Origin of the sequence: Pseudooceanicola sediminis (assembly GCF_003575965.1) — a bacterium.
Taxonomy (GTDB): Bacteria; Pseudomonadota; Alphaproteobacteria; order Rhodobacterales; family Rhodobacteraceae; genus Pseudooceanicola; species Pseudooceanicola sediminis.
This window is the reverse complement of sequence record NZ_QWJJ01000017.1, coordinates 31954-57349: the sequence shown is the minus strand read 5'-3', so window position 1 is coordinate 57349 and position 25396 is coordinate 31954. Positions and strand designations below refer to the sequence as shown.

At 65.2% G+C, this 25396-nt stretch carries 27 protein-coding genes; 17 read left to right on the top strand and 10 right to left on the bottom strand.

Annotated features, from left to right (window positions below):
• Positions 1 to 10 precede the first annotated feature (10 nt).
• Positions 11 to 439, top strand: coding sequence for a F0F1 ATP synthase subunit epsilon (locus DL237_RS17335; RefSeq protein WP_119400352.1), 429 nt, complete (start codon positions 11 to 13; stop codon positions 437 to 439).
• An 84-nt stretch (positions 440 to 523) separates the two neighbouring features.
• Here DL237_RS17335 and DL237_RS17330 read toward each other — a convergent pair whose 3' ends face one another.
• Complete coding sequence (locus DL237_RS17330; RefSeq protein WP_119400351.1) at positions 524 to 1216, bottom strand: metal-dependent hydrolase; 693 nt, start codon at positions 1214 to 1216, stop codon at positions 524 to 526.
• Between the two features lie 106 nt (positions 1217 to 1322).
• Here DL237_RS17330 and DL237_RS17325 point away from each other — a divergent pair, with 106 nt between their 5' ends.
• The 7 genes from DL237_RS17325 (at position 1323) to DL237_RS17295 (ending at position 8534) form a co-directional block, all read left to right on the top strand.
• On the top strand, positions 1323 to 1997 hold the full coding sequence (locus DL237_RS17325; protein WP_119400350.1) for a ceramidase domain-containing protein: 675 nt from the start codon (positions 1323 to 1325) through the stop codon (positions 1995 to 1997).
• Positions 1998 to 2030: 33 nt separating this feature from the next.
• Positions 2031 to 2318, top strand: a complete 288-nt coding sequence (gene gatC / locus DL237_RS17320) for an Asp-tRNA(Asn)/Glu-tRNA(Gln) amidotransferase subunit GatC (RefSeq protein ID WP_119400349.1) — start codon at positions 2031 to 2033, stop codon at positions 2316 to 2318.
• Complete coding sequence (gene gatA / locus DL237_RS17315; RefSeq protein ID WP_119400348.1) at positions 2318 to 3805, top strand: Asp-tRNA(Asn)/Glu-tRNA(Gln) amidotransferase subunit GatA; 1488 nt, start codon at positions 2318 to 2320, stop codon at positions 3803 to 3805. The genes gatC and gatA overlap by 1 nt, the downstream gene beginning before the upstream one ends.
• A 90-nt stretch (positions 3806 to 3895) precedes the next feature.
• Positions 3896 to 4687 (top strand): hypothetical protein, encoded by a 792-nt coding sequence (locus tag DL237_RS17310; RefSeq protein ID WP_233545040.1) that lies wholly within the window; start codon positions 3896 to 3898, stop codon positions 4685 to 4687.
• Positions 4688 to 4689: 2 nt separating this feature from the next.
• Entirely contained in the window at positions 4690 to 5400 is a 711-nt protein-coding gene (locus DL237_RS17305; RefSeq protein ID WP_233545039.1) for an N-acetylmuramoyl-L-alanine amidase, read from the top strand.
• 83 nt (positions 5401 to 5483) lie between these two features.
• Complete coding sequence (locus DL237_RS17300; protein WP_119400346.1) at positions 5484 to 6305, top strand: TIGR00282 family metallophosphoesterase; 822 nt, start codon at positions 5484 to 5486, stop codon at positions 6303 to 6305.
• Between the two features lie 450 nt (positions 6306 to 6755).
• A complete protein-coding gene (locus DL237_RS17295; RefSeq protein ID WP_119400345.1) occupies positions 6756 to 8534 on the top strand; it encodes an SLC13 family permease in 1779 nt (592 codons plus the stop codon).
• Positions 8535 to 8593: 59 nt separating this feature from the next.
• Here the strand turns inward: DL237_RS17295 and DL237_RS17290 are convergent, their stop codons facing one another.
• Complete coding sequence (locus tag DL237_RS17290) at positions 8594 to 9307, bottom strand: M48 family metallopeptidase (protein WP_119400344.1); 714 nt, start codon at positions 9305 to 9307, stop codon at positions 8594 to 8596.
• Positions 9308 to 9442: 135 nt separating this feature from the next.
• Here DL237_RS17290 and DL237_RS17285 point away from each other — a divergent pair, with 135 nt between their 5' ends.
• A complete protein-coding gene (locus DL237_RS17285) occupies positions 9443 to 9685 on the top strand; it encodes a hypothetical protein (protein ID WP_119400343.1) in 243 nt (80 codons plus the stop codon).
• Here the strand turns inward: DL237_RS17285 and DL237_RS17280 are convergent.
• Positions 9655 to 9960, bottom strand: coding sequence for a DUF167 domain-containing protein (locus DL237_RS17280; protein ID WP_119400342.1), 306 nt, complete (start codon positions 9958 to 9960; stop codon positions 9655 to 9657). The genes DL237_RS17285 and DL237_RS17280 overlap by 31 nt on opposite strands.
• Positions 9961 to 10084: 124 nt before the next feature.
• Here DL237_RS17280 and DL237_RS17275 point away from each other — a divergent pair, with 124 nt between their 5' ends.
• From DL237_RS17275 to DL237_RS17265, 3 genes are all read left to right on the top strand, one after another.
• A complete protein-coding gene (locus tag DL237_RS17275; protein ID WP_119400341.1) occupies positions 10085 to 11209 on the top strand; it encodes a class II histone deacetylase in 1125 nt (374 codons plus the stop codon).
• Positions 11210 to 11284: 75 nt separating this feature from the next.
• Positions 11285 to 11863: a nitroreductase family protein gene (locus DL237_RS17270; protein ID WP_119400340.1), complete on the top strand. Its 579-nt coding sequence runs from the start codon at positions 11285 to 11287 to the stop codon at positions 11861 to 11863.
• Positions 11848 to 12552 carry an EI24 domain-containing protein gene (locus DL237_RS17265; RefSeq protein WP_119400339.1) on the top strand — a complete coding sequence of 235 codons (705 nt, stop codon included), beginning with the start codon at positions 11848 to 11850 and terminating at the stop codon, positions 12550 to 12552. The genes DL237_RS17270 and DL237_RS17265 overlap by 16 nt, the downstream gene beginning before the upstream one ends.
• A 47-nt stretch (positions 12553 to 12599) precedes the next feature.
• Here the strand turns inward: DL237_RS17265 and DL237_RS17260 are convergent, their stop codons facing one another.
• A complete protein-coding gene (locus tag DL237_RS17260; protein ID WP_119400338.1) occupies positions 12600 to 12881 on the bottom strand; it encodes a DUF1467 family protein in 282 nt (93 codons plus the stop codon).
• Entirely contained in the window at positions 12881 to 13285 is a 405-nt protein-coding gene (gene mce / locus DL237_RS17255) for a methylmalonyl-CoA epimerase (protein ID WP_119400337.1), read from the bottom strand. The genes DL237_RS17260 and mce overlap by 1 nt, the downstream gene beginning before the upstream one ends.
• A 257-nt stretch (positions 13286 to 13542) precedes the next feature.
• On the opposite strand from mce, the gene DL237_RS17250 reads away from it, so the two are divergent.
• Complete coding sequence (locus tag DL237_RS17250; RefSeq protein ID WP_119400336.1) at positions 13543 to 14250, top strand: response regulator; 708 nt, start codon at positions 13543 to 13545, stop codon at positions 14248 to 14250.
• Between the two features lie 648 nt (positions 14251 to 14898).
• Here the strand turns inward: DL237_RS17250 and wrbA are convergent.
• From wrbA to DL237_RS17235, 3 genes are all read right to left on the bottom strand, one after another.
• Positions 14899 to 15510 carry an NAD(P)H:quinone oxidoreductase type IV gene (wrbA, locus tag DL237_RS17245; RefSeq protein ID WP_119400335.1) on the bottom strand — a complete coding sequence of 204 codons (612 nt, stop codon included), beginning with the start codon at positions 15508 to 15510 and terminating at the stop codon, positions 14899 to 14901.
• A gap of 104 nt (positions 15511 to 15614) precedes the next feature.
• Positions 15615 to 16166: a 2OG-Fe(II) oxygenase gene (locus DL237_RS17240; protein ID WP_119400334.1), complete on the bottom strand. Its 552-nt coding sequence runs from the start codon at positions 16164 to 16166 to the stop codon at positions 15615 to 15617.
• A 112-nt stretch (positions 16167 to 16278) separates the two neighbouring features.
• Complete coding sequence (locus DL237_RS17235; protein ID WP_119400333.1) at positions 16279 to 17937, bottom strand: NAD+ synthase; 1659 nt, start codon at positions 17935 to 17937, stop codon at positions 16279 to 16281.
• A gap of 245 nt (positions 17938 to 18182) precedes the next feature.
• Between DL237_RS17235 and DL237_RS17230 the strand changes: the two genes are divergently transcribed.
• The gene (locus DL237_RS17230) at positions 18183 to 19742 is read left to right on the top strand and encodes an MORN repeat-containing protein (protein WP_119400332.1); all 1560 of its coding nucleotides are present in this window, start codon (positions 18183 to 18185) and stop codon (positions 19740 to 19742) included.
• 121 nt (positions 19743 to 19863) lie between these two features.
• Positions 19864 to 20583 (top strand): dienelactone hydrolase family protein, encoded by a 720-nt coding sequence (locus tag DL237_RS17225; RefSeq protein WP_119400331.1) that lies wholly within the window; start codon positions 19864 to 19866, stop codon positions 20581 to 20583.
• Positions 20584 to 20659: 76 nt separating this feature from the next.
• Here DL237_RS17225 and DL237_RS17220 read toward each other — a convergent pair whose 3' ends face one another.
• A complete protein-coding gene (locus DL237_RS17220) occupies positions 20660 to 21400 on the bottom strand; it encodes a YebC/PmpR family DNA-binding transcriptional regulator (RefSeq protein WP_119400330.1) in 741 nt (246 codons plus the stop codon).
• Between the two features lie 246 nt (positions 21401 to 21646).
• Here DL237_RS17220 and DL237_RS17215 point away from each other — a divergent pair, with 246 nt between their 5' ends.
• Together DL237_RS17215 and DL237_RS17210 are read left to right on the top strand one after the other, a co-directional pair.
• Positions 21647 to 23419: an SLC13 family permease gene (locus DL237_RS17215; RefSeq protein WP_119400329.1), complete on the top strand. Its 1773-nt coding sequence runs from the start codon at positions 21647 to 21649 to the stop codon at positions 23417 to 23419.
• Between the two features lie 92 nt (positions 23420 to 23511).
• On the top strand, positions 23512 to 23766 hold the full coding sequence (locus DL237_RS17210) for a DUF6455 family protein (RefSeq protein WP_147405374.1): 255 nt from the start codon (positions 23512 to 23514) through the stop codon (positions 23764 to 23766).
• Positions 23767 to 23864: 98 nt separating this feature from the next.
• Here DL237_RS17210 and rimO read toward each other — a convergent pair whose 3' ends face one another.
• Positions 23865 to 25247, bottom strand: a complete 1383-nt coding sequence (gene rimO, locus DL237_RS17205) for a 30S ribosomal protein S12 methylthiotransferase RimO (protein WP_119400327.1) — start codon at positions 25245 to 25247, stop codon at positions 23865 to 23867.
• Between the last annotated feature and the right edge of the window lie 149 nt (positions 25248 to 25396).

Below are 25396 nucleotides of genomic sequence, written 5' to 3'. Positions count from 1 at the left end.
GGGCTGAGAAATGGCAAACACGATGGACTTCAGCCTTGTCTCGCCGGAACGGAGCCTTGTCTCCGGCCCGGTGAGCGAGGTGCAGATTCCGGGAACGGATGGCGATCTGACAGCGATGCCCGGGCATGCGCCGATGATCACCACCCTGCGCCCCGGCCTGCTGCACATCTCGGGCCCGAATGGTGAAGACGATTACGTCGTCACCGGCGGTTTCGCCGAGATTTCGGCCGAGGGCGTTACCGTCCTGGCCGAACGTGCACTGCACCAGAAAGAGATGACCCAGGACATTCTGAATGACTGGGTTGTCGAGGCACGCAAGGCCTGGAAAGACGCGACGGATGACAATGCCGTCGCCCATACCGCCAAGCTGTTGGCGGATATGGTGGCCATGGGCACCCATGTCGGTCTCGACCCGGATCACGCCAACTACTACGAGTGATCCCGCGTTTCTAACAAGCGAAAGGCCCCGGCATTGCGTCCGGGGCCTTTTGCGTTTTGCGGCGGGATGTGTGGCGGTGGTGCCTCAGATCTCGATGGCGGTCATCACTTCGGGTTCGATCACCATGACACCCGGCAGGCTTTTCGCCAGCAGGTCGGCGTTCTGCTCCAGCGCCGGGAAGGTCTTGTAGTGCATCGGGATGACCGTCTTGAACTTGAAGAAGGTCTTGGCCGCATAGGCCGCCCGTTTCATGTCCATCGTGTAATGGCCGCCGGCGCACAGGATGCCGATGTCGGGTTCATGCAGATCGTGGAAGATCTTCATGTCGGCCATCACATCCGTGTCGCCCGAGAAATAGATCGAATGGCCTTCGCCCTCGATGATGAACCCCGATTCCGAGCCGAGATAGACCGGGCCATTCGGGCCATCCGTCGACGAGGAATGCGTCGCGTGAACCATCGTCACCGACACCTCGTCCAGCTTGATCGTACCGCCCTTGTTGAAGCCCGTCGTCTCGATCTCGTGGTTGGCGGCCAGCCAGCCCATCAGCTCGACCATACCGAAGACCGGGATGCCCAGTTCCTTGGCGATACCGGCCGTATCGGTCACGTGGTCGCCGTGGCCATGGGTGACGAAAATATGCGTGGCCCCCGCGATCGCCTCGGCGCGGCGCTCTTCGGGAAAGGACGGGTTGCCGTCGAACCACGGGTCGAGCAGCAGAACCTTGTCCGCGATCTCGATCCGGAATGAGCCGTGGCCGAGCCAGATGATTTTCATGTTGAACCTCCGAAGGTTTGCACCCAGCCTGCCGTCAGGATTGGCGGTCAGTCCGGGGTCTGTTCTGGCCCAGACACTAGCGTCGCAAGGACGAAAGGAAAGACCCATGGACCTGATGGCGCAGGTGGATGCCTATTGCGAACGCCTTGGCCCCGGCCTCTGGGCCGAGCCGCTGAATGCGCTGACCAACCTTGCTTTCATCGCTGTTGCGCTGGCGCTGTGGCGCGCCGTGGCCGGTCTGCCGCTGGCGCGACTGCTCTGTCTCGTGCTGTTCGTGATCGGTGTCGGATCGGGCCTGTTTCACACCCTCGCGACCGGCTGGGCAGGGATTGCCGACACCCTGCCCATCCTGCTGTTCATCCTGATCTACATCTTCGCCGCCACGCGCCACTTTTTCAGCGCGCCGCTCTGGGTCGCCGTGTTGATCCCGGCGCTGTTCCTGCCTGCCTCGGTCCTGCTGACGCCCGTGCTGCGCCTGCTGCCGCTCTATGGCGCCAGCGCCGCCTACATGCCGGTGCCACTGCTGATCTTCCTCTATGCGGCGCTGCTTGCGAAACGGGCACCCGCCACGGCGGGGCGGCTGGCGGCGGGGGCCGCCTTGTTGATGCTCTCGCTCACCTTCCGCTCGCTCGACGCGCCGCTTTGCGACGCAACCGACGGCATCGGCACGCACTTCCTTTGGCATTTGCTGAACGCCACGATGCTGGGATGGATGATCCTGACCTATAGGTTTCACATGCAAACCCGCCATATGCTTGCGGGCGGGGCCTTGCGGCGCTAAACCCGTGCGCGATCCAAGTGAAAGAGGCGTTCCATGTCGATCGACACAGCAACCGCGGCCCGCGTTGCGAAACTGGCCCGTATCAAGGTGGAAGACGACCAGCTTCCCGCGCTGGCGGAAGAGTTCAATACCATCCTCGGCTTTATCGAGCAGTTGAACGAAGTCGATGTCGAAGGCGTCGAACCGATGACCTCGGTCACCCCGCAGCGCCTGAAACGGCGTGAGGATGTCGTGACCGAAGGCGATCAGCAGGCCCGGATCCTGTCGAATGCCCCCGATGCCCGAGAGGGCTTTTTTGCAGTGCCGAAGGTGGTCGAATAATGTCTGATCTCAACACCCTGACCATCGCCGCCGCCCGCGATGCCCTGCGCAAGGGCGATACGACCGCCGCCGCGCTGACCGCGGCCTGCCTCTCGGCCATCGAAGGGGCGGGCGCACTGAACGCCTTTGTGCACAACACCCCCGACCTTGCGATGCAGCAGGCCGAAGCCGCCGATGCGCGCATTCAGGCGGGCGATGCGCCAGACATGTGCGGCATCCCCCTTGGCATCAAGGATCTGTTCTGCACCAGAGGCGTGCCGAGCCAAGCGGCCTCGAATATCCTCAAGGGGTTCAAGCCGGAATACGAATCCACCGTCACGCAGAACCTGTTCGACGCGGGCGCGGTCATGCTGGGCAAGCTGAACATGGACGAGTTTGCCATGGGCAGCTCGAACGAAACCTCGGCCTATGGCAATGCGGTGAACCCGTGGCGGCGCGGCAATGACGATACCGCGTTGACGCCCGGTGGCTCCTCCGGCGGGTCGGCCTCGGCCGTGGCGGCGGACCTCTGCCTTGCGGCGACCGGCACCGATACCGGCGGCTCGATTCGCCAGCCTGCGGCCTTTACCGGCATCACCGGCATCAAGCCGACCTATGGGCGGTGTTCCCGTTGGGGCGTCGTTGCCTTCGCCAGCTCGCTCGATCAGGCGGGCCCGATGACCAAGGACGTGCGCGACGCCGCCATCATGCTTGAGACGATGTGCAGCTATGACGCCAGGGATTCGACCAGCATGGATATTCCCGTGCCGAATTTCGAGGCGATGCTGACCGGCGACATCAAGGGCAAGACCATCGGCATCCCCCGTGAATACCGCCTCGACGGTATTCCCGACGAAATCGACGCGCTCTGGACCGCGGGCAAGGAAATGCTGGCCGATGCCGGTGCCAAGGTCGTCGACATCTCGCTGCCCCACACCAAGTACGCGCTGCCGGCCTATTACGTGATCGCGCCTGCCGAGGCATCGTCGAACCTGGCGCGCTACGACGGGGTGCGCTATGGCCACCGCGCCAGGCTGAGCCACGGCGACGGTATCACCGAGATGTACGAAAAGACCCGTGCCGAAGGGTTCGGACATGAGGTGCAGCGCCGCGTCATGGTCGGCACCTACGTGCTGTCAGCGGGCTTTTACGATGCCTATTATAACCGGGCGCGCAAGGTGCGTGCGCTGATCAAGAAGGACTTCGACGATGCCTTCGCGGCGGGTGTCGATGCCATTCTGACCCCGGCGACCCCGTCTTCGGCCTTCGGTCTGGGCGAGATGACGGATGCGGATCCGGTGCAGATGTACCTCAACGATGTCTTCACGGTCACGGTCAACCTGGCCGGTCTGCCAGGCATCTCGGTACCGGCCGGTGTCGATGCCAAGGGGCTGCCGCTGGGGCTGCAACTGATCGGCCGTCCCTGGGAAGAGGGCGATTTGCTGAACACCGCCTATGCGTTGGAGCAGGCCGCAGGCTTTGTTTCCAAGCCATCTAAATGGTGGTAAGTACCGCCCAGATACCGACGTGAAACAGACAGGATACCGCGAGTGATTTCCGGTGTCCTGTCTTGCACATTCAGCTGGACCATCCGAGCCATGACGAGAGAGTTTTCGATGCGCGTGTTGATACTGGGAACGGCCCTTCTGGGCGTTGCGGCCTGTAGCCCCTCCTTGCCGAGCAGCGGCGCCGGGACGAGCTATGGCAGCCTGAACCAATATGCGCGCGAACGCGAAATGATCCTGCAAGCGGGCAATTCCCAGGGCACCACCGGTGGCCTTCCCGCTGCGGATGCGGTGACCAGCCAGCCTTTGTCGGCCATGGAAACGCTGCCCGCAGGGGCCCAGACCACGGCTGCCGCACCTGCCTATGGCAGCGATCCCGAAGCGATTGATATTGCACGTGAAACACAGGCTGCCTTGCAGTCGGCGCAGATGAATTCCGGCGTGGTGCCCTTGCAGGCCAGCCCGTCCAACCCGCCGCCCGAAGCCGTGAATGCCATGGGCATCTCGCAGGAAAACAACTTCGAAGCCGTGGGTGAGCAGCGCTCGATCGAGCAGGACAAGGAATTCATCGCGCAGAACCGGGCCAAGTACGAACAGATTGCCCCGACCGCCCTGCCTCAGCGCGTGGACACCGGGCCGAACCTGGTGACCTATGCGTTGCAGACATCCAACCCCATGGGTCAGCGGCTTTATTCGCGTATCTCGATTGCTTCCGAATCCCGCTTCAACCGGAATTGCGCGAAATACCCCTCTCCCGATCTGGCGCAGTCCGATTTCCTGAAGAAGGGTGGGCCTGAGCGCGACCGGATGGGCGTCGACCCCGATGGCGACGGCTATGCCTGCTCCTGGGATCCGGCCCCGTTCCGCAAGGCGTCCGGGGGCTGAACTTGACGCAGGGGCGGCAGGACGGGGCAATCTGGCAGCCGTCCGCGAATGTGAATGCCCGCCGAGGCGGGGCGCTGCCCGACATTGTCGTCCTGCATCACACTGCGATGATCACGGCCGAGGCGGCCTTGCAGAGGCTCTGCGATCCTTGTCCGCCCGAGGGGCTGTCGCCCGTCTCATGCCATTATCTGATTGGTGAAGACGGCCAGCTTTGGCAGTTGGTCGACGAGGCGGAGCGTGGCTGGCACGCCGGGGCGGGCCAGTGGGGCACTGTCACGGATGTGAATTCGCGCTCGATCGGAATTGAGCTGGCCAATACCGGGACCACGCCCTTTTCCGAGGCGCAGATGGCCCGCCTGGAATGGCTGCTGCCGCAAATCCTTCGCCGCTGGGACATTGGCCCGGAACGGGTGATCGCCCATTCCGACATGGCGCCCCTGCGCAAGGTCGACCCCGGTGCGCGGTTCGACTGGCGTCGCCTTGCGCGGTCGGGGCTGAGCGTCTGGCCTGATCCGGCGGCAGCGGAGGACGCTGATTTTTGTGAGAGTCTGCAAGGCTTTGGCTATCCACTACTGGAGGGTGAGGGATCACGGGATGCCATGCTAAATGCCTTTCGTTTGCGGTTTCGTCCTTGGGCTGAGGGACCGGAGTGCGCGCAGGACAGGATCGCCGCGCGCGATCTGGCCCGGCGCTATCCCGTCAAACCGGGCTGATAGGCCGTGAAAGGCGCGGCGAGACGTTGCGACGTGCGAAGGCCGGGCTTGCCAGAGTGGACCCATGTGCTTAGGCGGTATGTATGAAAATTCTGTTCCTAGGAGATGTCATGGGGCGCGCCGGGCGCGACGCCGTGGCGCAAACGCTTCCCAAGCTGCGCGAGGCTTGGAAGCTGGATTTCGTCGTGGTGAATGGCGAAAATGCCAGTCATGGCGCGGGTTTGACCGGCGCCCATGCCAAGGGCATCCTGGACGCCGGGGCCGATTGCGTGACCCTGGGCGATCATGCCTTTGACCAGCGCGACATGTTGCAGTTCATCGAGACCGAGCCGCGTGTGATCCGGCCGCTGAACTTTGCCAAGGAGGCCCCGGGCCGGGGCTTTCGCGTGTTCGACGCAAGGGGCGGTCGCAAGGTGTTGGTGACGCAGGTTCTGGGCCAGGTGTTCATGAAGCGCCCCTTTGACGATCCGTTCAGCCACGTTGATTTCATTATGAAAAAACACCCAATGGGCGGGATGGTGCAGGCGTCGCTGGTCGATGTGCACTGCGAGGCGACATCGGAAAAGATGGCGCTTGGCCATTGGTGCGACGGGCGTGCCAGTGTGGTCGTGGGTACGCATACACACGTGCCGACGGGGGACGCGCAGATCCTGAACAAGGGCACCGCCTACCTGAGCGATGCTGGCATGACCGGGGATTACGACAGTGTCATCGGCATGGAGAAATCCGAGCCGATGCGGCGATTCATCACCGGAATGGTCAAGGGTCGCTTTACCCCGGCAGAGGGCGAGGCGACGCTTTCGGGACTGTATGTCGAGACCGACGACCGCACCGGAAAGGCCACGCGGGTTGAAATGGTGCGCCAGGGCGGGCGGCTGCAACAATCGGGTCCCGGCCCGGTTTGACCCCAAAAACGGAACGTCGGTGCCTGCGTCGGTATCTTGACGGTATCCGAACGGTGCGCTGACCGATCTTTTTCAGCCCTTGCCATGGCCGAGGTGCCGCGCAGAGCGTGCGATCGGTTGACGTGGCGAAGGCTGTCCGGCGATCGATCTGGCGCAACCCGGTCCGCAATCCGACTGCGTGTCGTGGCGAGAGGCGTGGCGAGAGGCGCGAGCGCCGGGCGATCCGGGGGCGGGGAGCGGGAGGGCAGGGCCCGCGCCGGTCAGGAGCAGGTCAGGAGCGCGATACGATCCGGGACCGGGACCGGGACTCGGGCGGACGGTGATCATTTGCACAGGCGCTGGCCGCTGGTCCGGGTTCGGGGGCCTGCCGGGGGCGCATTCGAACGCCGCGCTTGCACGGCGGGGGCCGCATGGCCTAGATGGGTCCGAAGTTCTGACAGGGCGCATATTATGCCGATACTGCCATTGACGGAGACCGCCCAGGCGATTTTGACGCTTTGCGTCGTCGGGGCGATGTTCGTTCTATTTGTTAAAGAATATTATCCGACTGAAGTGGTTGCGCTGGCCGGTGTGTCGCTGATGCTGCTGCTGGGGCTGTTGCCCTACGACCTTGCCCTGCCGGTGCTGGCCAACCCGGCCCCCTGGACCATCGCGGCGATGTTCATCGTCATGGGGGCGCTGGTGCGCACGGGGGCGTTGGAAAGTTTCACGCGATTGGCCTCGTCTCAGGCGAGCAGGCGACCCAAGTTCGCAATCACGGGGATGTTCGCCTTTGTGCTGCTGAGTTCGGCCATCGTGTCGAATACGCCGGTTGTCGTGGTGATGATCCCGGTGTTCGTGCAGATGGCGCGGGTGCTGAATATCTCGGCCTCCAAACTGCTGATCCCGCTGAGCTATGCGGCGATCATGGGGGGCACGCTGACGTTGATCGGCACATCGACCAACCTGTTGGTGGACGGCGTGGCGCGGGCGCAGGGGCTGGAACCCTTCGGGATCTTCGAGGTCACGCCCATCGGCATCATCGTCGTGGTGTGGGGCATGTTCTACATGCGGGTCATGTCGAAATGGCTGCTGCCCGAGCGGGATTCGATGGCGTCCATGCTGTCGACGCGGTCCCGGATGAAATTCTTTACCGAAGCGGTGATCCCGCCGGATTCCAACCTGATCGGGCGCGAAGTCACCGGTGTGCAGCTGTTCAAGCGCGAAGGTGTCCGGCTGATCGACGTGGTGCGCGGCGACCAGTCGCTGCGGCGCAATCTGGCCGGTGTCGAATTGCAGGTGGGGGACCGGGTGGTGTTGCGCACCCAGATGACCGAGCTGCTTTCGCTGCAACGCAACAAGGAACTGAAGCGCGTCGATCAGGTCAGCACGGTCGAGACGACGACGGTCGAGGTGCTGATCACGCCGGGCTGCAAGATGGTGGGGCGCGCGCTCGGCTCGTTGCGGCTGCGGCGGCGCTACGGGGTCTATCCGCTGGCGGTTCACCGGCGCAACCAGAACATCGGTCAGCAGCTGGATCAGCTGGTGGTGCGGGTGGGCGACACGCTGTTGCTGGAAGGGGCGCCCGAGGACATCCGCCGCCTTGCGCGCGAGATGGACATGGTCGACGTCAGCGCGCCGACCGAACGCGCCTATCGGCGCAGTCATTCCCCGATTGCCATCATTGCGTTGCTGGCCATCGTGGCGCTGGCGGGGCTGGGCATCGCGCCGATTTTCCTGCTGTCGCTGTTTGCCGTAACCATCGTGTTGATCACCAGGTGCATCGACGCCGACGAGGCGTTCGAGTTTGTCGACGGTCGTCTGCTGGCGCTGATCTTTTCCATGCTGGCCATCGGGGCCGCGCTGGAACACACGGGGGCGGTGGCGCTGATCGTCAACACGCTGGCGCCGCTGGTGTCGAAGCTGCCGGGATTCCTGGTGATCTGGGCGATCTATCTGCTGACCTCGGTCCTGACGGAGCTGGTGTCGAACAACGCCGTGGCGGTGGTGATGACGCCGATTGCGGCGGGCCTGGCGCAGGCCATGGGGATCGAGCCGCGCCCGCTGGTGATTGCCGTGATGATCGCGGCCTCGGCCAGTTTCGCGACGCCCATCGGGTACCAGACCAACATGCTGGTCTATGGTCCCGGCGGCTACAAGTTTACCGACTTTCTGAAAATCGGCATCCCGCTGAACCTGTCGATGGGGCTGATCGTCAGTTTCGCCATTCAGCTGATGTGGCCGCTGTAGCCGCAGCGGCCCGCCGGTGTCGCGCCGGTGTCGTGCCGGGGGGCCGGTTGCGGGCGGTATCAGTTCTGGCGCAGGGCGGCGCGGACGGTGGCCATGCGTTCGGCATTCGGGGGGTGGCTGCTCTGGAATTCCTCGCCCGGGTCGGGAAGGCGTTGGAAATACTGCGCGCCGCGCAGCGGATTGTAGCCGGCCGAGCGCGCGATCTGCGCCCCGAGGTAATCTGCCTCAAGCTCGAACTGTTTCGAGTAGCTGCGCGCGCCGAGTTCCGCCCCGAGCGCGACGGCCCGCCGGATTGCGGCGCGCGAGGCCCCCTTGCTGGCCGCGGCCTGGCCGTATTGGCGCGCCGAGGTATCGGCATTGGCGCGCTGGCGCGACAGGTGATCGCGGATGTGATGCGAGGCTTCGTGGCTCATCACGAAGGCCAGTTCGTCGGGGTTGCGCATGTCCGCGATCAGCGACAGCGTGAAGATCAGAACAGGTTCGCCGTTGTCATCCAGCGTCTGAAAGGCGTTTGGCGCGCTGCGCCGCCGGGTGTCGACGATGATGTGGAAATCACATTTCCGGTCGGCGCGGGCGGCGCGGCAATAGCGTTCCGCCACGGGTTCGACCGTGCTGACGACCTGGGCGAACTGACGCGCCGCCGAATCGGCATCGAGCCGCGAGGGAAAGGCGCTGTCGATCGCCCCGGCGCGGCCCTGTTGCAGGGGGGGCGTCGTGCACCCGGCCACCGCCACCAGCCCGAGCAGGAGACAGGCGACCCTCAAACCCTTCATAAGCACGTCCTCGGTTTCTTTCCTGTTGGTCACGGGGACCATGGTAGTGCAGCGGTTCCACGGGCACAGCCGGAAAAGCCGCCTATGCCGAAATTGGTGATTTCGCGCCCATGGGGATGCCGCTAAGCTGCGGTCATGTTTACCATCGAGCATGAATTCGACTGCACCGTTGTGACCCTAGTTGATGATGGCCCCGCGCCGTTACAAGAGGATATTGTCATCAATGCCTTCGAGGAGTGCATCACGGTCGAACAATATGACGCGCGGCTGGACGAAATGCGCAAGGTGACCCTGTCGATGGCGCAGCTGCGTGATCTGAGCGCGGCGCTGAACCTGCCCGAGGGCAGCTATAGCCTGACCCCGTCCAGCATCGACTGACCGCCCCGCGGGGCGTCAATCCGGAACACCTTGTCGCGCGAGGTGGTGCCGCGCAGCAGGATCAGCGCGGTTTTCGGCACCCCGAGCGCCTTTGCCAGAATTTTACGCACCGCCTCCGTCGCCTTGCCATCCTCGGGGACCGTGGTGACGTAGACGCGCAGCGCGCCGTCAGCGTCGATCAGGATGCGGTTGCGGGCGGCCCGGGGCGTGACCCGGACGGCAATCTCGGCGCCCGGCTGCGCGAGATGCTTGAGAGAGGGCAGATCGGTGGCCATGGCGGTGCCTCCTTTCAAGGGGCTTTCAAGGGGATGCGGGGCTGGACCGAGGGGGCGGCCGGCCTTGCAGCCCCGTTGCGGACAGGCCAGTCTGTGCCCGAGGACAGACAGCGGAGGTACCTTGATGTCAACCACGGGTCACAAGACAGGGTTCTACTGGGACGAGCGGTGCTTTTGGCACGCCGGTGGAAATTACGCGCTGACGCTGCCGATCGGCGGGCTGGTGCAACCGCTGGCCGCCGGGGGGCTGCCTGAAAGCCCCGAGACCAAGCGGCGCCTGCGCAACCTGATGTCCGTGACCGGCATCATCGACGAGTTGCACGAAGCCTCGGCCCCCGAGGCGAGCCGCGCGGATCTGTTGCGGGTGCACCCGGCGAGCTATCTCGACCGGTTCAAGGAGATGTCGGATGCGGGGGGCGGAGAGCTGGGCCTGCGCACGCCGTTCGCGCAGGGCGGGTACGAGATCGCGGCGCTGTCGGCCGGGCTGGCGAAACAGGCGCTGCTGGACGTGATGCGCGGCACCGTGGCAAATGCCTATGCGTTGTCGCGCCCGCCGGGGCATCACTGCTTGCCGGACTGGCCGAACGGGTTTTGCCTGATGGCGAACATTGCCATCGCCATCGAGGCCGCGCAGGCCGAGGGGCTGGCCGGGCGTGTCGCCGTCGTCGACTGGGACGTGCACCACGGAAATGGCACCGAGGCGATCTATTACGACCGCGACGATGTGCTGACGATCTCGGTGCACCAGGAAAACAACTATCCGCTGGATACCGGCGCGACGGCGGACAAGGGGCGCGGCAAGGGCGAGGGGTACAACATCAACCTGCCGCTGCCGTCGGGCGTGGGGCACACCGGCTATGTCGAGGTGATGGAGCGCGTGGTGGTGCCCGCGCTGGAGCGGTTCCGCCCCGATGTGATCATCGTCGCCTGCGGTTTCGATGCGGGGATCTATGACCCGATTGCCCGGATGCTGTGCACCGCCGAAACCTTTGGCGAGATGACGCGGCAGTTGAAGGCCGCCGCCGAACGACTGTGCGAGGGCAAGTTGGTGATGGTGCATGAGGGCGGCTATTCCGAGGTCTATGTACCGTTTTGTGGTCACCGCGTGATCGAGGCGCTGTCAGGGTCCGCGCGAACCGCCGCGGATCCGATGGCCGAGACGGTGCGCATCCGGCAGCCGAATGCGCGCATGGACGCCTTTGTCAGCACGTTGATCACGGAACTGGCCGAGGAATTCGCGGGCCCGTGACATGCGGGTCCGCCAAGGCGTTGAAACTCTGTCGTCAAAGGGCGATATCTTGCCCTGAACCAGACGGAGTTTCCCATGCCTGACGCCAATCCGGCCGCGCTCTCATTCCTGCTGACCCGCCGTTCGCGGCCTGCCAAGACATTGGTTGCCCCCGGCCCGACGGCCGAGGCGCTGGCCCCGATCCTGACAGCCGCGGCGCGCACGCCCGACCATGGCAAACTGGAGCCGTGGCGGTTCATCGTGATCGAAGGGGCGGCCTTTGCGCGTCTGGCCACGCTTGCCGGCACGCTGAGCGCGCAGGCCGGGCGGGACGAGGCGCAGATTGCCAAGGACCGCAGCCAGTTCGACCAGGGGATCCTGGCAGTTGCGGTGGTGGAAAGCCCCAAGCCGTCGGACAAGGTGCCCGCGCTGGAGCAGACCTATAGCGCCGGTGCCGTCTGCCTGGCGTTGCTGAATGCCGCGCTGGCGGCGGGATGGGGGGCCAACTGGCTGAGCGGCTGGGCGTCGCACGACGCGGCGTTCGTGCAGCAGGGGCTGGGGCTGGCGCCGCATGAACGGCTGGCAGGAATCGTGCATATCGCGACCGAAAAGACCGCGCCCCCCGAGCGCCCGCGCCCGGATACGGAGGCCCTCACGACATGGCTGTCGGCGTAATCCCGGGCGCCTTTGCGCGCGCCCTCGGGCAGGTGTTCGACCCACGGTTCCGGCGGGTCCTGTTCCTGGGTCTTGGCTTGACGATCGGCCTGCTGGTGGCCGTGACGGCGGCGCTGATGTGGGTGCTGGGCTGGGCGGTTGGCGACAGCGTGACCTTGCCCTTTGTCGGGCCGGTGACGTGGCTGAACGATCTGGCCAGCGCCTCGGGGTTCCTGGTGATGATGCTGGCGTCGGTGTTCCTGATGATCCCGGTTTCCTCGGGGATCATGGGCTTTTTCCTGGAAGAGGTGGCGGACGCCGTGGAGGAGGAGCACTATCCGGCGCTGCCGCCCGCGCAGGGCGTGCCCTTCATTGAGACGCTGATGGACACGCTGGGCTTTACCGGGGTGATCATCGTGGCGAACCTGCTGGCGCTGATCCTGTACCTGATCTTTGCGCCGCTGGCGCCGTTCATCTTTTGGGGGATGAACGGGTTTCTGCTGGGGCGGGAATATTTCACGCTGGCGGCCATGCGCCGGGTCGGGCGCGACGGCGCGCAGGTGCTGCGTCGCCGTCACGCCGGCACGATCTGGTTCGCGGGCACGCTGATGGCGATCCCGCTGTCGGTCCCGATCCTGAACCTGGTGGTGCCGATCCTTGGCGCCGCGACCTTTACCCACATCTATCACGGGCTGGCCCGGCGGGGGTGAGCCGCGCCCGCCCCTGAAAACCAAGGTCGGAAACTCAGGTCAGGAACTCAGGTCGGGTAGGGGGTGTCCATCCGCCCGAACCAGTCGAGATCCGCGATGCTGATCCAACCGGACAGGATGATCCCTGCGGCGATGGCGAACAGCACCGTGGCGATGCCGGTGGTGATGATCACCTTGCCCTTGAGGTGGTGCACCTCGGGGGCGCCGGACTGGGTGCCGGGGGTGACCTTTCCCATGTCCTGCTGGGTGCGCAGCCGCACCGGCACGACGCACAGCAGGGTCATCCACCAGATGACGGCGTAAAGAACGATGGCCGAGGTGATACCCATCAGGTTTGCTCCAGTTCGATCAGGCAGCCGTTGAAATCCTTGGGGTGCAGAAACAGCACCGGCTTGCCATGGGCGCCGATCTTTGGCGTGCCGTCGCCCAGCACCCGTGCGCCGGTGTCCTGCAGGTGGTCGCGCGCGGCAAGGATATCTTCGACCTCGTAACAGATGTGGTGAATGCCGCCCGCGGGGTTCTTTTGCAGAAAGCCGTTGATCGGGCTGTCGTCGCCCAGGGGGTGCAGCAGTTCGATCTTGGTATTGGGCAGCTCGATGAAGATCACGGTGACGCCGTGGTCGGGTTCGTCCTGGGGTGCGCCCACCTGCGCCCCGAGAGCGCCGCGATACTGGGCGGCGGCGGCGTCGAGGTCCGGCACGGCAATGGCGACATGGTTCAGGCGACCGATCATGGTGGGTGTTCCTCCGAATCCTCACTCCTGGCGGTGTTTATCGCCGGGCAGGGGCGTGCAGGCAAGCGGGCGGCTGGTCGCGGGCAAACGCGGGGCGGGTCGAATAGGGCCGTGGGCAAGCGCGGGGCGGGTGCCGGTCGTGCGCGGGGGGGCGTGTGAGGCGACGCGCCCCGGTTAACTTTGCATTAGCCAAGCACGCCTAGCCTTTCCAGAGGCCACTATGGCGAATCTGTTGATGATTGAGCGAGGGAAGTGCGATGGACCCGCTGGAAATGATGTCTTCACCGACTGCGACCCGCCCGATGCTGGGCATGACCATCCTGGTGGTCGAGGATAGCCTTTTTGCGTCGGAGGCGATGCGATTGCTGTGCTTGCGATCTGGTGCACGGATCCGGCGGGCGGATTGCCTGCGCTCGGCGCGGCGGCACCTGGAGGTGTACAGGCCGTCGGCCGTGATCATTGACATGGGCCTGCCGGACGGATCGGGGGCCGAGCTGATCGAGCAATTGTCCCAGGCCACGCCGCGGGTCGCGGTGGTGGCGGCGGTGTCGGGGGACCCGGGATCAGAGGCAGCGGCGCGCAATGCGGGGGCCGATTGCTTCATGTCCAAGCCGATGACCAACCTGGGCGTGTTTCAGCGCACGCTGCTGACGCATATGCCGCCGGAATACCGCATGACGGGGCCACGGCCGGTGTCCGATGAACGGGTCGAACCCGATCCCGTCGCCTACAAGGACGACATGGCCCATGCCGCTGAAATCCTGCGCGAGGCCGAGGATGACGCGGTAGTGGCCTATCTGGGGCAGTTCCTGCGCGGCGTGGCGCATTGCGCGGGGGACACCGGGCTGGGCATCGCCGCAGACCGGCTGGACCGCGCGCGCGTGCAGGGCATGCCGTTGCGCCCGGAACTGGCGCGGCTGGATGGGCTGTTGCAGGAACGTATCGGAGAAAGGCTTGCGATCTGACCCGCACCAAGGCTGGGCGCAATGGGCAGGGCGCGGCGCGTTCCGATCTGACCCGGAGCGGGATGGAGCCTTGATGCGCTGGTCTTTGGCCGCGAAGGGATCGCCCGCTTGGCGGCTTGAGCTTGGTGTTGTCAGTTCGGTGTCGCCAGATCGGCATCCCTTGGATGGCGTCGGCTAAGGGACTGACCGCGTCGATATGGCCAGAAGGGCCAAAAACGAAAACCGGCGCGGGCCGGATGGGCACGCGCCGGGGGAAGTACGGTCAGGCCCATCTGCGCCAGAAAGGCGCCGCTGGCGCTGCACCTGCCCGGTCATAACGCGACGGGGCAGGCCGCGCAGACACCGCGCGCACAGGGTGCGGACGGGAGACGGGGCTTAGGTCGGCCAAGTCTGCCGCAACCAGGCCTGCCGCAACCGGGCCCGCCGCGACTTGGCCTAGAGCGACCGGGCCTAGAGCGACCGGGCCTGCCGCTACTGGGCTTGGCGGGACCGGTCTTTGCGCCACTGTGCCCGGCTTGACCGTGCCTGGCGCGACTTTGCCCGGCTCGATCGGGCTGGCTCGATCGGGCTGGCTCCGATCTGGATCAGCCCGACCTGTGTCCGTCTGCCCCGGATCGGTCCGAAGCCCATAGATCCGGGTAAGCGGGATCAGGCCTCGGCGGTGACCGGAGCTGCGATCTTGGCGGTGATTTCGACCAGACGCTGGGCCTGGTGGGCAACGGCGGCCTTGCCGGCGTCGTTGAATTCACCTGCCTTGACGGCAAAGCCGTAGGGGTTGCCGCCCGCTTCGCCGATCGAGGCGTGCGTGAAACCGGGTGCCACGATGATGCTGCCCCAGTGCATGACCGAGGTGTAAAAGCCCAACAGGGTGCTTTCCATGCCGCCGTGATCGTTGGCCGCGCTGGTGGTCGCGGACACGGTCTTGTTGGCCAGGCCGCCCTGTGCCCAGACACCGCCGAGGGTGTCGATGAAGGCGCGCATCTGGCTGGGGGCCGAACCGAAACGGGTCGGGAAGGAGAAGAAATAGCCATCGGCCCAGATCATGTCGTCGGGGGTTGCGACGGGGGCGTCCTTGACCTTGTCGGCCTGGGCCTTCCAGGCGTCTTGCGTGTCGATGACGGCCTGCGGCGCGGTTTCGGCAACGCGCAGAACGCGCACTTCGGCACCGGCTTCGCGCGCGGCGCGGGCGGCTTCCTCGGCAACGGCGTGGTTGGTGCCGTAGGTGGAATAATAGATGACTGCGATTTTAGGGGCGCTCATGGCGATCTCTCCGTGGATGAATTCTGCCACGGGATCTACGCCTGTTTGCCGCCCCATACGACTGGCGCCAGCGCAAAGGATCTGTGCGCCAATGCACGGGCGGTTTAGCGAAATGGTGCGCCGTGCGCCCAAACCGTAAGCGAAAGCCGCTCTCCCTGCGTCACCGGAACCACGCGGTGCAGCGCGAACGAGGGGAAAAGCACGGCGGTGCCCGGCTCCAGCGGGGCGGTGCGCAGGTTGGAATCGAACCAGACCTCGAGCGTGCCGCCGCTGTAGTCGCCCGGATCGGACAATTGCGTGACCAGCGTCAGCTTGCGCCGCGCCGCCAGCGTGCCGTCGCCGACGTCGGAATGCCAGCCGAAGTGGCCTTGGCGCGCGGCGTCATAGCGCGCGATCTGCGGGCTTTCGGCAAAGTCCTGAAGGTCGAAATCGAACACCTCGCGGTTGGCGACGCGGACCACGTCGATCAGCCGGTCCATCACCCAATCGGTGTCGGGGACATCGTCGACCCAGACCAGTTCGGCGCGGCGCAGGTTGTGATCGCGCGCCCGGCGCACCAGCCCGGCCTCCTGCGCCGGGGCGGCCAGGGCCAGGGCCGCGATCTGGGCACATTCAGCCAGCGAAAAGGCTTGGGGAACAACGTGAAAGGCGATCATGACAACGCAGGGCTCCGATAAGGCGAAGCGCTGGCAATAGGGCCTGTCGCCCAGCGACGCGCGTGAAATTGCGACGCCGGGCCTGTCGTATTTCGCGCATTTGCGCGACGCGTCAGCCGCCGTCGCGCCAGCGGTTGACGATGGGATAGCGGCGGTCCAGCCAGAACGCCCGCTTGGTCAGCCGGGTGCCGGGCGCGGACTGAAAGCGTTTATATTCGCTGAGGTAGATCAGGCGTTCGACCTTTTTCACGTCGTCGTGATCATAGCCGGCCGCCACGCAATCGCTGACCGAGGCATCCTGGTCGACCAGCAGGTCGAGAATGCCGTCGAGCACGGGATAATCGGGCAGGGAATCGCTGTCTTTCTGATCGGGGCGCAGCTCGGCCGAGGGCGGTTTGGAGATGATGCGTTCGGGGATGACCAGGCCTTCGGGGCCGGCCATCCAGGGTCGATGGTTGGCATTGCGCCAGTGGCATTGTTCGAACACGCGGGTCTTGTAGAGATCCTTGATCGGGTTGTAGCCGCCCGCCATGTCGCCATAGATCGTGGCATAGCCGACCGCGACCTCGGACTTGTTTCCGGTGGTCAGCAGCATTTCCCCGAACTTGTTCGACAGCGCCATCAGCAGCAGACCCCGCAGGCGGGACTGGATGTTCTCTTCGGTGATGTCGGGTTCGGTGCCTTCAAACAGCGGGGCAAGGGTGCTGGTGATGGCGTCGCGGCCATCGCTGATGGGCACGAAGTCGTAGCGGCATCCCAATGCCTGCGCGGCGGCCTTGGCATCTTCCAGCGAGTGTTCGGAGGTGTATTCGGACGGCAGCATGACACAGCGCACGTTCTGCGGCCCGAGCGCGTCAACGGCGATGGTCGCGACCAGCGCGGAATCGATCCCGCCCGACATGCCCAGCAGAACCTTCTTGAACCCGGTCTTGCCGCAATAGTCGCGCAAGGATTCGACCATGGCGCGATAATCCTGTTCCCATGCGTCGGGCACATGGGCCTTTTCGCCGTCCTCGATGCGCCAGCCGTCCGCGGTGCGGGCCAGGTCGACATGCACGACGTCCTCGTCGAACATGGGCATCTGAAAGGCCAGCGCGCCGCCGGGGTTCAGGCCGAAGCTGGCCCCGTCGAACACCTGGTCGTCCTGACCGCCCACCATGTTGAGGTAGATCAGGGGCAGTCCGGTTTCGACCACCCGCGCGACCATGTGGTTGAAACGCGTGCCCAACTTGTCGCGGTAATAGGGCGAGCCATTGGGAACCAGCAGGAATTCGGCGCCGGTCTCGGCCAGCGTTTCGGAGACTTCGGGGTGCCAGGCGTCTTCGCAGATCGGGCTGCCGACGCGGGTGTTGCCCACGGCATAGGGCCCGCCAAGGGGGCCGCTGTCGTACAGGCGCACCTCGTCAAAGACGGTTTCATTGGGCAGGTTGTGCTTGAGAACGCGGCTCACGACGCGGCCGCCGCGGCAGATGTGGTAGGCGTTGTAGAGCGATGCACCCTCGATCCAGGGGCCGCCGATGGCAAGGGCCGGTCCGTCGGCACATTGCACGGCCAGGGCCTCTATCGCCGCGATGGCGGTCTGGTGAAAGACGGGCTTTTCGATCAGGTCCTGTACCTGGTAGCCGGTGATGAACATTTCGGGCAGGGCGACCAGATCGGCACCCGCCGCGCGTCCGGCCTGCCAGGCGGTAAAGGCCTTGAGTGCGTTGCCTTCGATATCCCCGACGGTGGGGTTGAGCTGTGCCAGCGTGATGCGGAACCTGTCGGACATTGGACCCTCTGTGCGCTGCCCGGCGGAAAACGGCTCCGGGGCTTTGGGCCTGATTACCGGCATGGCGGGCCGAGTGAAAGGCGATTTGCCGATCATGGGCGATTCGCGGCACGCCCCGGCGCGAATCGCGGAAAGGCGTTGTATCGTCCTGCTGCCTCGCTTAGGTTTTCGCCAATCCGGGAGCCAGGCCAAGTCGATCGCCAGGACAGGCCCCCAGCCGGGAATTGCGGGTTCAGGGAGAGAACATGGCACAGAGGCTGAAGACGCTTTTGGTTGCGGGCGTTGCCTGCGTGGCGCTGGTATCCACGGCGACCTGGGCGCAGGACGCAAATGTGCAGACCAAGCAATACGAGGATGGTGGTGTCTATGAAGGCACCTTTCTGAACGGGTTGCAGGACGGCACGGGCACCTACAGGTTGCCCAACGGGTATGAATATACCGGCGACTGGGTGCAGGGTGAAATCCGCGGCCAGGGACGCGCGCGTTTCCCCAACGGATCGGTCTACGAAGGGGCCTTTGCCAAGGGCAAGCCCGAGGGCTTTGGCAAGATCACCTTTTCCGACGGTGGCACGTATGAGGGCGAGTGGGTCGACGGCAAGATCACCGGCCAGGGCATCGCGGAATATGCCAACGGCGTGCGCTACGAGGGCGGCTTTCGCAACGCCATGCACCACGGCAAGGGCCGGATGCAGAACCCCGACGGCTATGTCTATGAAGGCGATTGGGTCAACGGCGTCAAGGAAGGCACCGGTACCATCACCTATCCCGATGGCGCAACCTATGACGGAGAGATCGTCGCGGGTGTGCGCCAGGGGCAGGGCAGCCTGATCATGTCCGACGGGCTGAGCTATACCGGCGCCTGGGACAACGGCCAGATCAGCGGCGAGGGCAAGCTGACCCAGCCGAACGGCGACATCTACGAAGGCACGTTGCAGGACGGCAAGCGCGCGGGACAGGGGCGCGTGACCTATGCCAATGGCGATATCTACGAAGGCGGGTTTGTCGATGACAAACGCGAAGGCACCGGCACCTTTACGGGGGTCGACGGCTATCGCTACGAAGGGCAGTGGGCTGCCGACAAGATTGCCGGTGAAGGATCGGTCACCTTTCCCGACGGATCGGTCTATGAAGGGCAATTCGAGAACGACCTGGCCAATGGCAAGGGCAAGATCACCTATCCCGATGGCGCGACCTACGAAGGCGACTGGGTGGATGGCGTGATCGAAGGGGAAGGCGAGGCGCGCTTTCCCACCGGCGTGGTCTACAAGGGCGGTTTCAAGCAGGCCAAGAATGATGGCTATGGCGTCATGACCCATTCCGACGGCTATCGCTATGAGGGCGACTGGGTTGCGGGCCAGCGTCAGGGCAAGGGCACGGCGACCTTTCCAGGTGGCATGGTCTATACCGGCGATTTCGTCGCCGGAGAGCGTGACGGCATGGGCAAGATCACCATGCCGGACGGGTTTTCCTATGAGGGCGCGTGGAAAGCGGGCGAGATGACGGGCAAGGGCGTGGCCACCTATACCAACGGCGATGTCTATGCGGGCACGTTCGAAGAGGGCCGCCGCCAGGGCGAAGGCACGCTGACATATGCCACGGGCGAGGTTCTGTCGGGCGAATGGTCGAACGGCGCGTTGGAAGGGGCCGAGGGCAGCACCGCTGCGCCGCTGCCCGCCGACCCCGCGCCTGTCGAACCGGATTCGGCTGCCCCCGAAGCAGATGCGCCTGGGGCGGATGCGACTGCCCCCGATGCGCCTGCCCCTGAGGCGGATGCGCCGGCAGCGGAACAGGAACCGGCGAACTGATCCGTGTCACGTCTGTTACACGCAGGGCCCTGGTTCATGCACACCCCTGCTTCATCTACAGCATCGGGCCTCGCGGATTTCGCGGGGCCTTTTGGTTTCACAGCATCGAAAGGATCGTACCATGAGTGATGCCACCTCCGTCACCGCCAAACCGCTGACCTATGTCGCGGGCGGGGCCGATTGCCACGGCTACCTGGCGCTGCCCGCCGGGCCGGGGCCGCATCCGGGCGTGCTGGTCGCGCCTGCCTTTGGCGGATTGTCCGACAGTGATCGCGCCGTGGCGGAACGGCTGGCGGGCGTGGGTTATGCCGCTTTGGGCGTCGATTACTACAGCGGCGGCGCCTACGCGGAGAACCGAGAAGACGCCAGCGCATTGATGCAGGGTATGCAGAACGACCGCCCGCTGCTGGCCGCGCGGATGCAGGGCGCGCTGGCAGCGCTGGCGGAACAACCACAGGTCGACGCGGCGCGACTTGGTGCGATGGGGTTCTGCTTTGGCGGCAAGGCGGTGCTGGATCTGGCGCGCTCGGGCGCGGATTTTCGCGCCGGCGTCACCTTTCACGGGGTCTATGACGCGCCCCCCGCAGGCAGTCAGACGATGAAGCCCGCGATGCTGATCCTGCACGGCTGGGACGACCCGCTGGCCACGCCGGAACAGACCGTGGCGCTGGCGGCGGAACTGACCGCCCATTGCGACGACTGGCAACTGCTGGGGTTCGGTCACACCGGCCACGGCTTTACCAACCTCAAGGCCAAGGGCGCCGGCATGGGCTATTCCGAGGCCGCGACGACACGCGGCTGGGCCAACATGCTGGCGCTTTTCGCGGACAAGCTGGCCTGAGACGACAAAGGCCGGGGACATGCCCCGGCCTGGTCGTGATTCATGACGTGGTGAACGTCTGACGTGAGGGGCGGCGCTACAGCTGCTCCATCACCTCGTCCGAGGCTTCGAAGTTGACGGTGACGCGCTGTACGTCGTCGTCATCTTCCAGCGCGTCGATCAGCTTCATCAGCTTCTGCATGCCTTCCAGATCCAGTTCGGTCGTGGTCGTCGGCTTCCAGATCAGCTTGGTGGAATTGCTTTCGCCCAGCTCGGCCTCAAGCGCCGTCGCGACCTCGTTCAGGTCGGTGTCGACGCAATAGATCGTGTGACCGTCTTCGGTGCTTTCGACATCTTCGGCACCGGCTTCGATGGCGGCCATCATCACGGTGTCGTTGTCGCCGGCGGACAGCGGATAGGTCACTTCGCCCTTGCGATCGAACATGAACCCGACCGACCCGGTTTCCCCCAGGTTGCCGCCGTTCTTGGTAAAGGTCGAGCGCACGTTGGAGGCGGTGCGGTTGCGGTTGTCGGTCATCGCCTCGACGATGACGGCGACACCGCCGGGGCCGTACCCCTCATAGCGGATTTCTTCGTAGTCGTCGCCTTCGCCCGCCTGCGATTTCTTGATCGCGCGGTCGATCACGTCTTTGGGGACGGAAACCGACTTGGCTTCCTTGACCGCCAGCCGCAGCCGGGGGTTCTTGTCGGGATCGGGGTCGCCCATCTTGGCGGCGACGGTGATCTCTTTCGAGAGTTTCGAAAACAGCTTGGACCGCGCGGCGTCCTGACGACCCTTGCGGTGCTGAATGTTTGCCCATTTAGAGTGGCCGGCCATAGGTGCCTCCATGCTCCTGAAATCCAATATCGGGCCTCTATATTGCAGGGTGGCCCATGGCCGCAAGGGCATCGCGTCGGGCTTGTGCCGCCGGGTGCAGGTTTCCGGGGGCTTTTGATCCACCAGGGGGTGGCGCGGCGCGCGCTGCTGCGCGAGACATGGTGCCACGACCGCTATTTCCGCCGAGACCGAGCGGGCAGAAGAAATATTTGTGGCGTCGTAACTTGGCCGCGTTATGTCTGCACAATGACACTAGATCAGATCATTCTTTTCACCCTGTTTTTCGCCGTCTTCGCCCTGCTGATTTGGGGGCGCTGGCGCTATGACCTGGTGGCGTTCGCGGCGCTGATGGTGGGGGTGGCGACAGGGGTCGTGCCCTACGAAGACGCCTTTTCGGGGTTCGGTCACGAGGCGACGCTGATCGTGGCGCTGGTGCTGGTGATTTCGGCCGGGCTGGTGCGATCCGGGGCGGTCTACCTGATCACGCGCACCTTGGTGGACAGTTCCCGCAACCTTGGCCTGCACATCATCCTGATGGGCGGGATCGGCGGTGTGCTGTCGGCCTTCATGAACAACGTCGCGGCGCTGGCGCTGCTGATGCCGGTGGACGTGCAGACGGCCAAGAAGGCCGGGCGCGCGCCGGGCCTGTCGTTGATGCCCCTGTCGTTCGCCACCATCCTGGGCGGCATGGCGACGCTGATCGGGACGCCGCCGAACATCATCATCTCGTCCATCCGGGCACAGACGCTGGGTGAACCGTTCGGCATGTTCGATTTCGCGCCGGTGGGCGGCCTGGCCGCGCTTGGCGGGCTGGCCTTTGTCGCGCTGATCGGCTGGCGGCTGATCCCTCAGCCCAAGACGGCCAGCCTGTCGGCGACCGAGATCGCGCAATACGTGGCCGAGCTGACGGTGCCCGAGGGCAGCAAGATGATCGGCAACCGGGTGATCGATTACAGCGAGCAGGCGGAAAAGGCCGATGTGGCGATCCTGGGGTTGATCCGGGACAATCGCCGCCTGTATGGCCGTGCCCGCAACACACGCTTGCAGGCCGGCGATGCGCTGGTGCTGGAAGCGGTGCCCGAGGCGCTGGACGAATTCCGCAGTGCGCTGGACCTGGGGTTTTCCGATCAGATCCGCGAAGACCAGCTGAAGGCCGATGGCGAGGGGCTGGATATCCTGGAGCTGGTGGTGACGGCCGAATCGCGTCTGGCGGGCAAGACGGCGCAGGGGGTTGGGTTGTCCTGGCGTCATCGCGCGGTGCTGATGGGGATTTCCCGGCAGGGGCGGCGGATTACCAACCAGGTGCGCATGACCGAGGTGCGGCCCGGCGACCTGTTGCTGTTGCTGGTGCCAAAGGACCAGGGGCAGGAGATTTCGGAATGGCTGGGCTGTCTGCCGCTGGCCGACAGGGGCCTTGCTGTGACCGAGAACAAGAAGGTCTGGTCGGCGATCGGGCTGTTCGCGGCGGCCGTGGCGGCGGCCAGCTTTGGCCTGGTGCATTTGCCGATTGCCCTGGGCTTTGTCGTGATTGCCTATCTGCTGCTGCGCATCGTGCCGATGCGCGAGCTGTATGAACATATCGAATGGCCGGTGATCGTGTTGCTGGGGTCGATGATACCGCTGGGCATGGCGTTGGAGAGTTCCGGCGGCACCGACCTGATTGCGCAGGGACTGGTATCGCTGACCAGCGGCTGGCCCGCCTGGGCGATCCTGACGGCGCTGATGGTGGTGACGATGACGCTGTCGGATGTGCTGAACAACACCGCGACAGCGATTGTCGCGGCTCCCATCGGGATCCGCATGGCGCAGACGCTCGATGTTTCACCGGACCCGTTCCTGATGGCGGTGGCGATCGCGGCCTCGGCGGCGTTCCTGACGCCGATCGGGCACAAGAACAACACGCTGATCCTGGGGCCCGGCGGCTATCGCTTTGGCGACTACTGGCGGATGGGGCTGCCGCTGGAGATCCTTGTCGTCGCCGTTTCGATCCCGCTGATCCTGATTTTCTGGCCGCTTTGATCCGGATCAAGGCAGGGCCCTGCGGGTGTCGCTAGCCTGCGGGCGAGAGGGCACCGAACAGGGGTTGCCCCCGGCAGCAGGAGACCGATCACATGGGACTTTTTCGCAGACTTGAGAGACATGCGGCCTTGATGGATGGCATGGCCGAGCGGCTGGGCGCCGATGTGGCGGGCCGGATCGAGCAGGCCCCCGAGGCGGCCGGGCGCGCCTATCGCACGGCGGTGCTGTCCTGCGCGGCCTGTGGCAGCGAGGAGGCCTGTGTGCAGTGGCAGGCGGATCATGACCATGCCGACGCCGCCCCCGCATATTGCCGCAATGCGGACTGGCTGGAGGCGCTGCGCCCCTGATCGGGGGCGGGGTGCCGGTGGCACGGTCGGATGCCTCCGGCGGGGGTATTTGAGGCCAGATGACACAGGAGCGGGCAGCGTCTTTTGCCGAGTTCGCGTCAGGCCGTCAGGCGGCCCCAGAGGTCGTATTCACCGGCCTCGTCGACCTCGACCGTGACAATGTCACCGGGGGTGAGGTGTTCGAAGCTTTCGTCGATGAAGAGGTTGCCGTCGATTTCCGGCGCGTCTGCCCATGTGCGGCAGGTGGCGGCATCTTCGTCGACCTCGTCCACGATGACCTGAAGGGTCTTGCCGACCTTTGCCGCCAGCTTGGCCTCGGAGATGGCCTGGGCCTTTTCCATGAAGCGACCCCAGCGGTCCTGCTTGATTTCGTCGGGGACGTGATCGGGCAGGTCGTTGGAGCGGGCCCCGGCGACGTTTTCGTACTGGAAGCAGCCGACGCGGTCGAGCCGGGCTTCGTCCATCCAGTCGAGCAGGTACTGGAATTCGGCCTCCGTCTCGCCGGGGTAGCCGACGATGAAGGTGGAGCGCAGGGTGATGTCGGGGCAGGTGGCGCGCCAGGCGGCGATTTCATCCAGCGTGCGGGCAGAGGCGGCGGGGCGTGCCATGCGCTTCAGCACATCCGGGTGGGCGTGCTGGAACGGGATGTCGAGGTAGGGCAGCAGGCCCGAGGCCGGGTCCGCCATCAGCGGGATCAGGTCGCGCACGTGCGGGTAGGGGTAGACGTAGTGCAGCCGGACCCAGGCGCCGAGGCTGCCGAGGTCGCGGGCGAGATCGGTGATATGGGCGCGATGGTCGCGTTCGCTCATGTGCTTGATGTCGACGCCGTAGGCCGAGGTGTCCTGGCTGATCACCAGCAGTTCCCTGACACCGGCCTGGACCAGTTTTTCCGCTTCGCGCACGACCGCATGGGCGGGGCGCGATTGCAGGCGGCCGCGCATGTCGGGGATGATGCAGAACTTGCACTTGTGGTTACAGCCCTCGGAGATCTTGAGGTAGCTGTAGTGGCGCGGGGTCAGCGACACGCCCGAGGCGGGCAGCAGATCGACGAAGGGATCGGGGCTGGGGGGCACGGCCCTGTGCACGGCGTCCAGCACCTGTTCGTACTGATGCGGGCCGGTGACGGCGAGGACCTTGGGGTGTGCGCCGGTGATATAGTCGGGTTCGGCCCCGAGGCAGCCGGTGACGATGACGCGGCCGTTTTCGGCCAGCGCCTCGCCGATCGCGGACAGGCTTTCGGCCTTGGCTGAATCGAGGAAGCCGCAGGTGTTGACGATCACGGCGTCGGCGCCCGCGTAATCGGGGCTGATGGCATAGCCTTCGGCGCGCAGGCGGGTCAGGATGCGTTCGCTGTCGACAAGCGCCTTGGGGCAACCGAGGCTGACCATTCCGAGGGATGGCTGGCCTGCGCGACGGGAGGTGTCGCCCAGCCGCGGAGCGGGGGCGAGATCGGGGCGGAGGTTTGGCGGGTTCTGCGACATGGCCCGCCTATACCGCGAGTCGAGGCACAAGGGAATTGCCCTTGCACGCGCGGCGGATCGGCCGTCGGCCCTGCCGTGGTTCGCTTGTCGTAAGGGGGGCATCTGCTATCTTGTGTGCCAAGGGCCCGATGCGAGGCTTTGGCAGATCA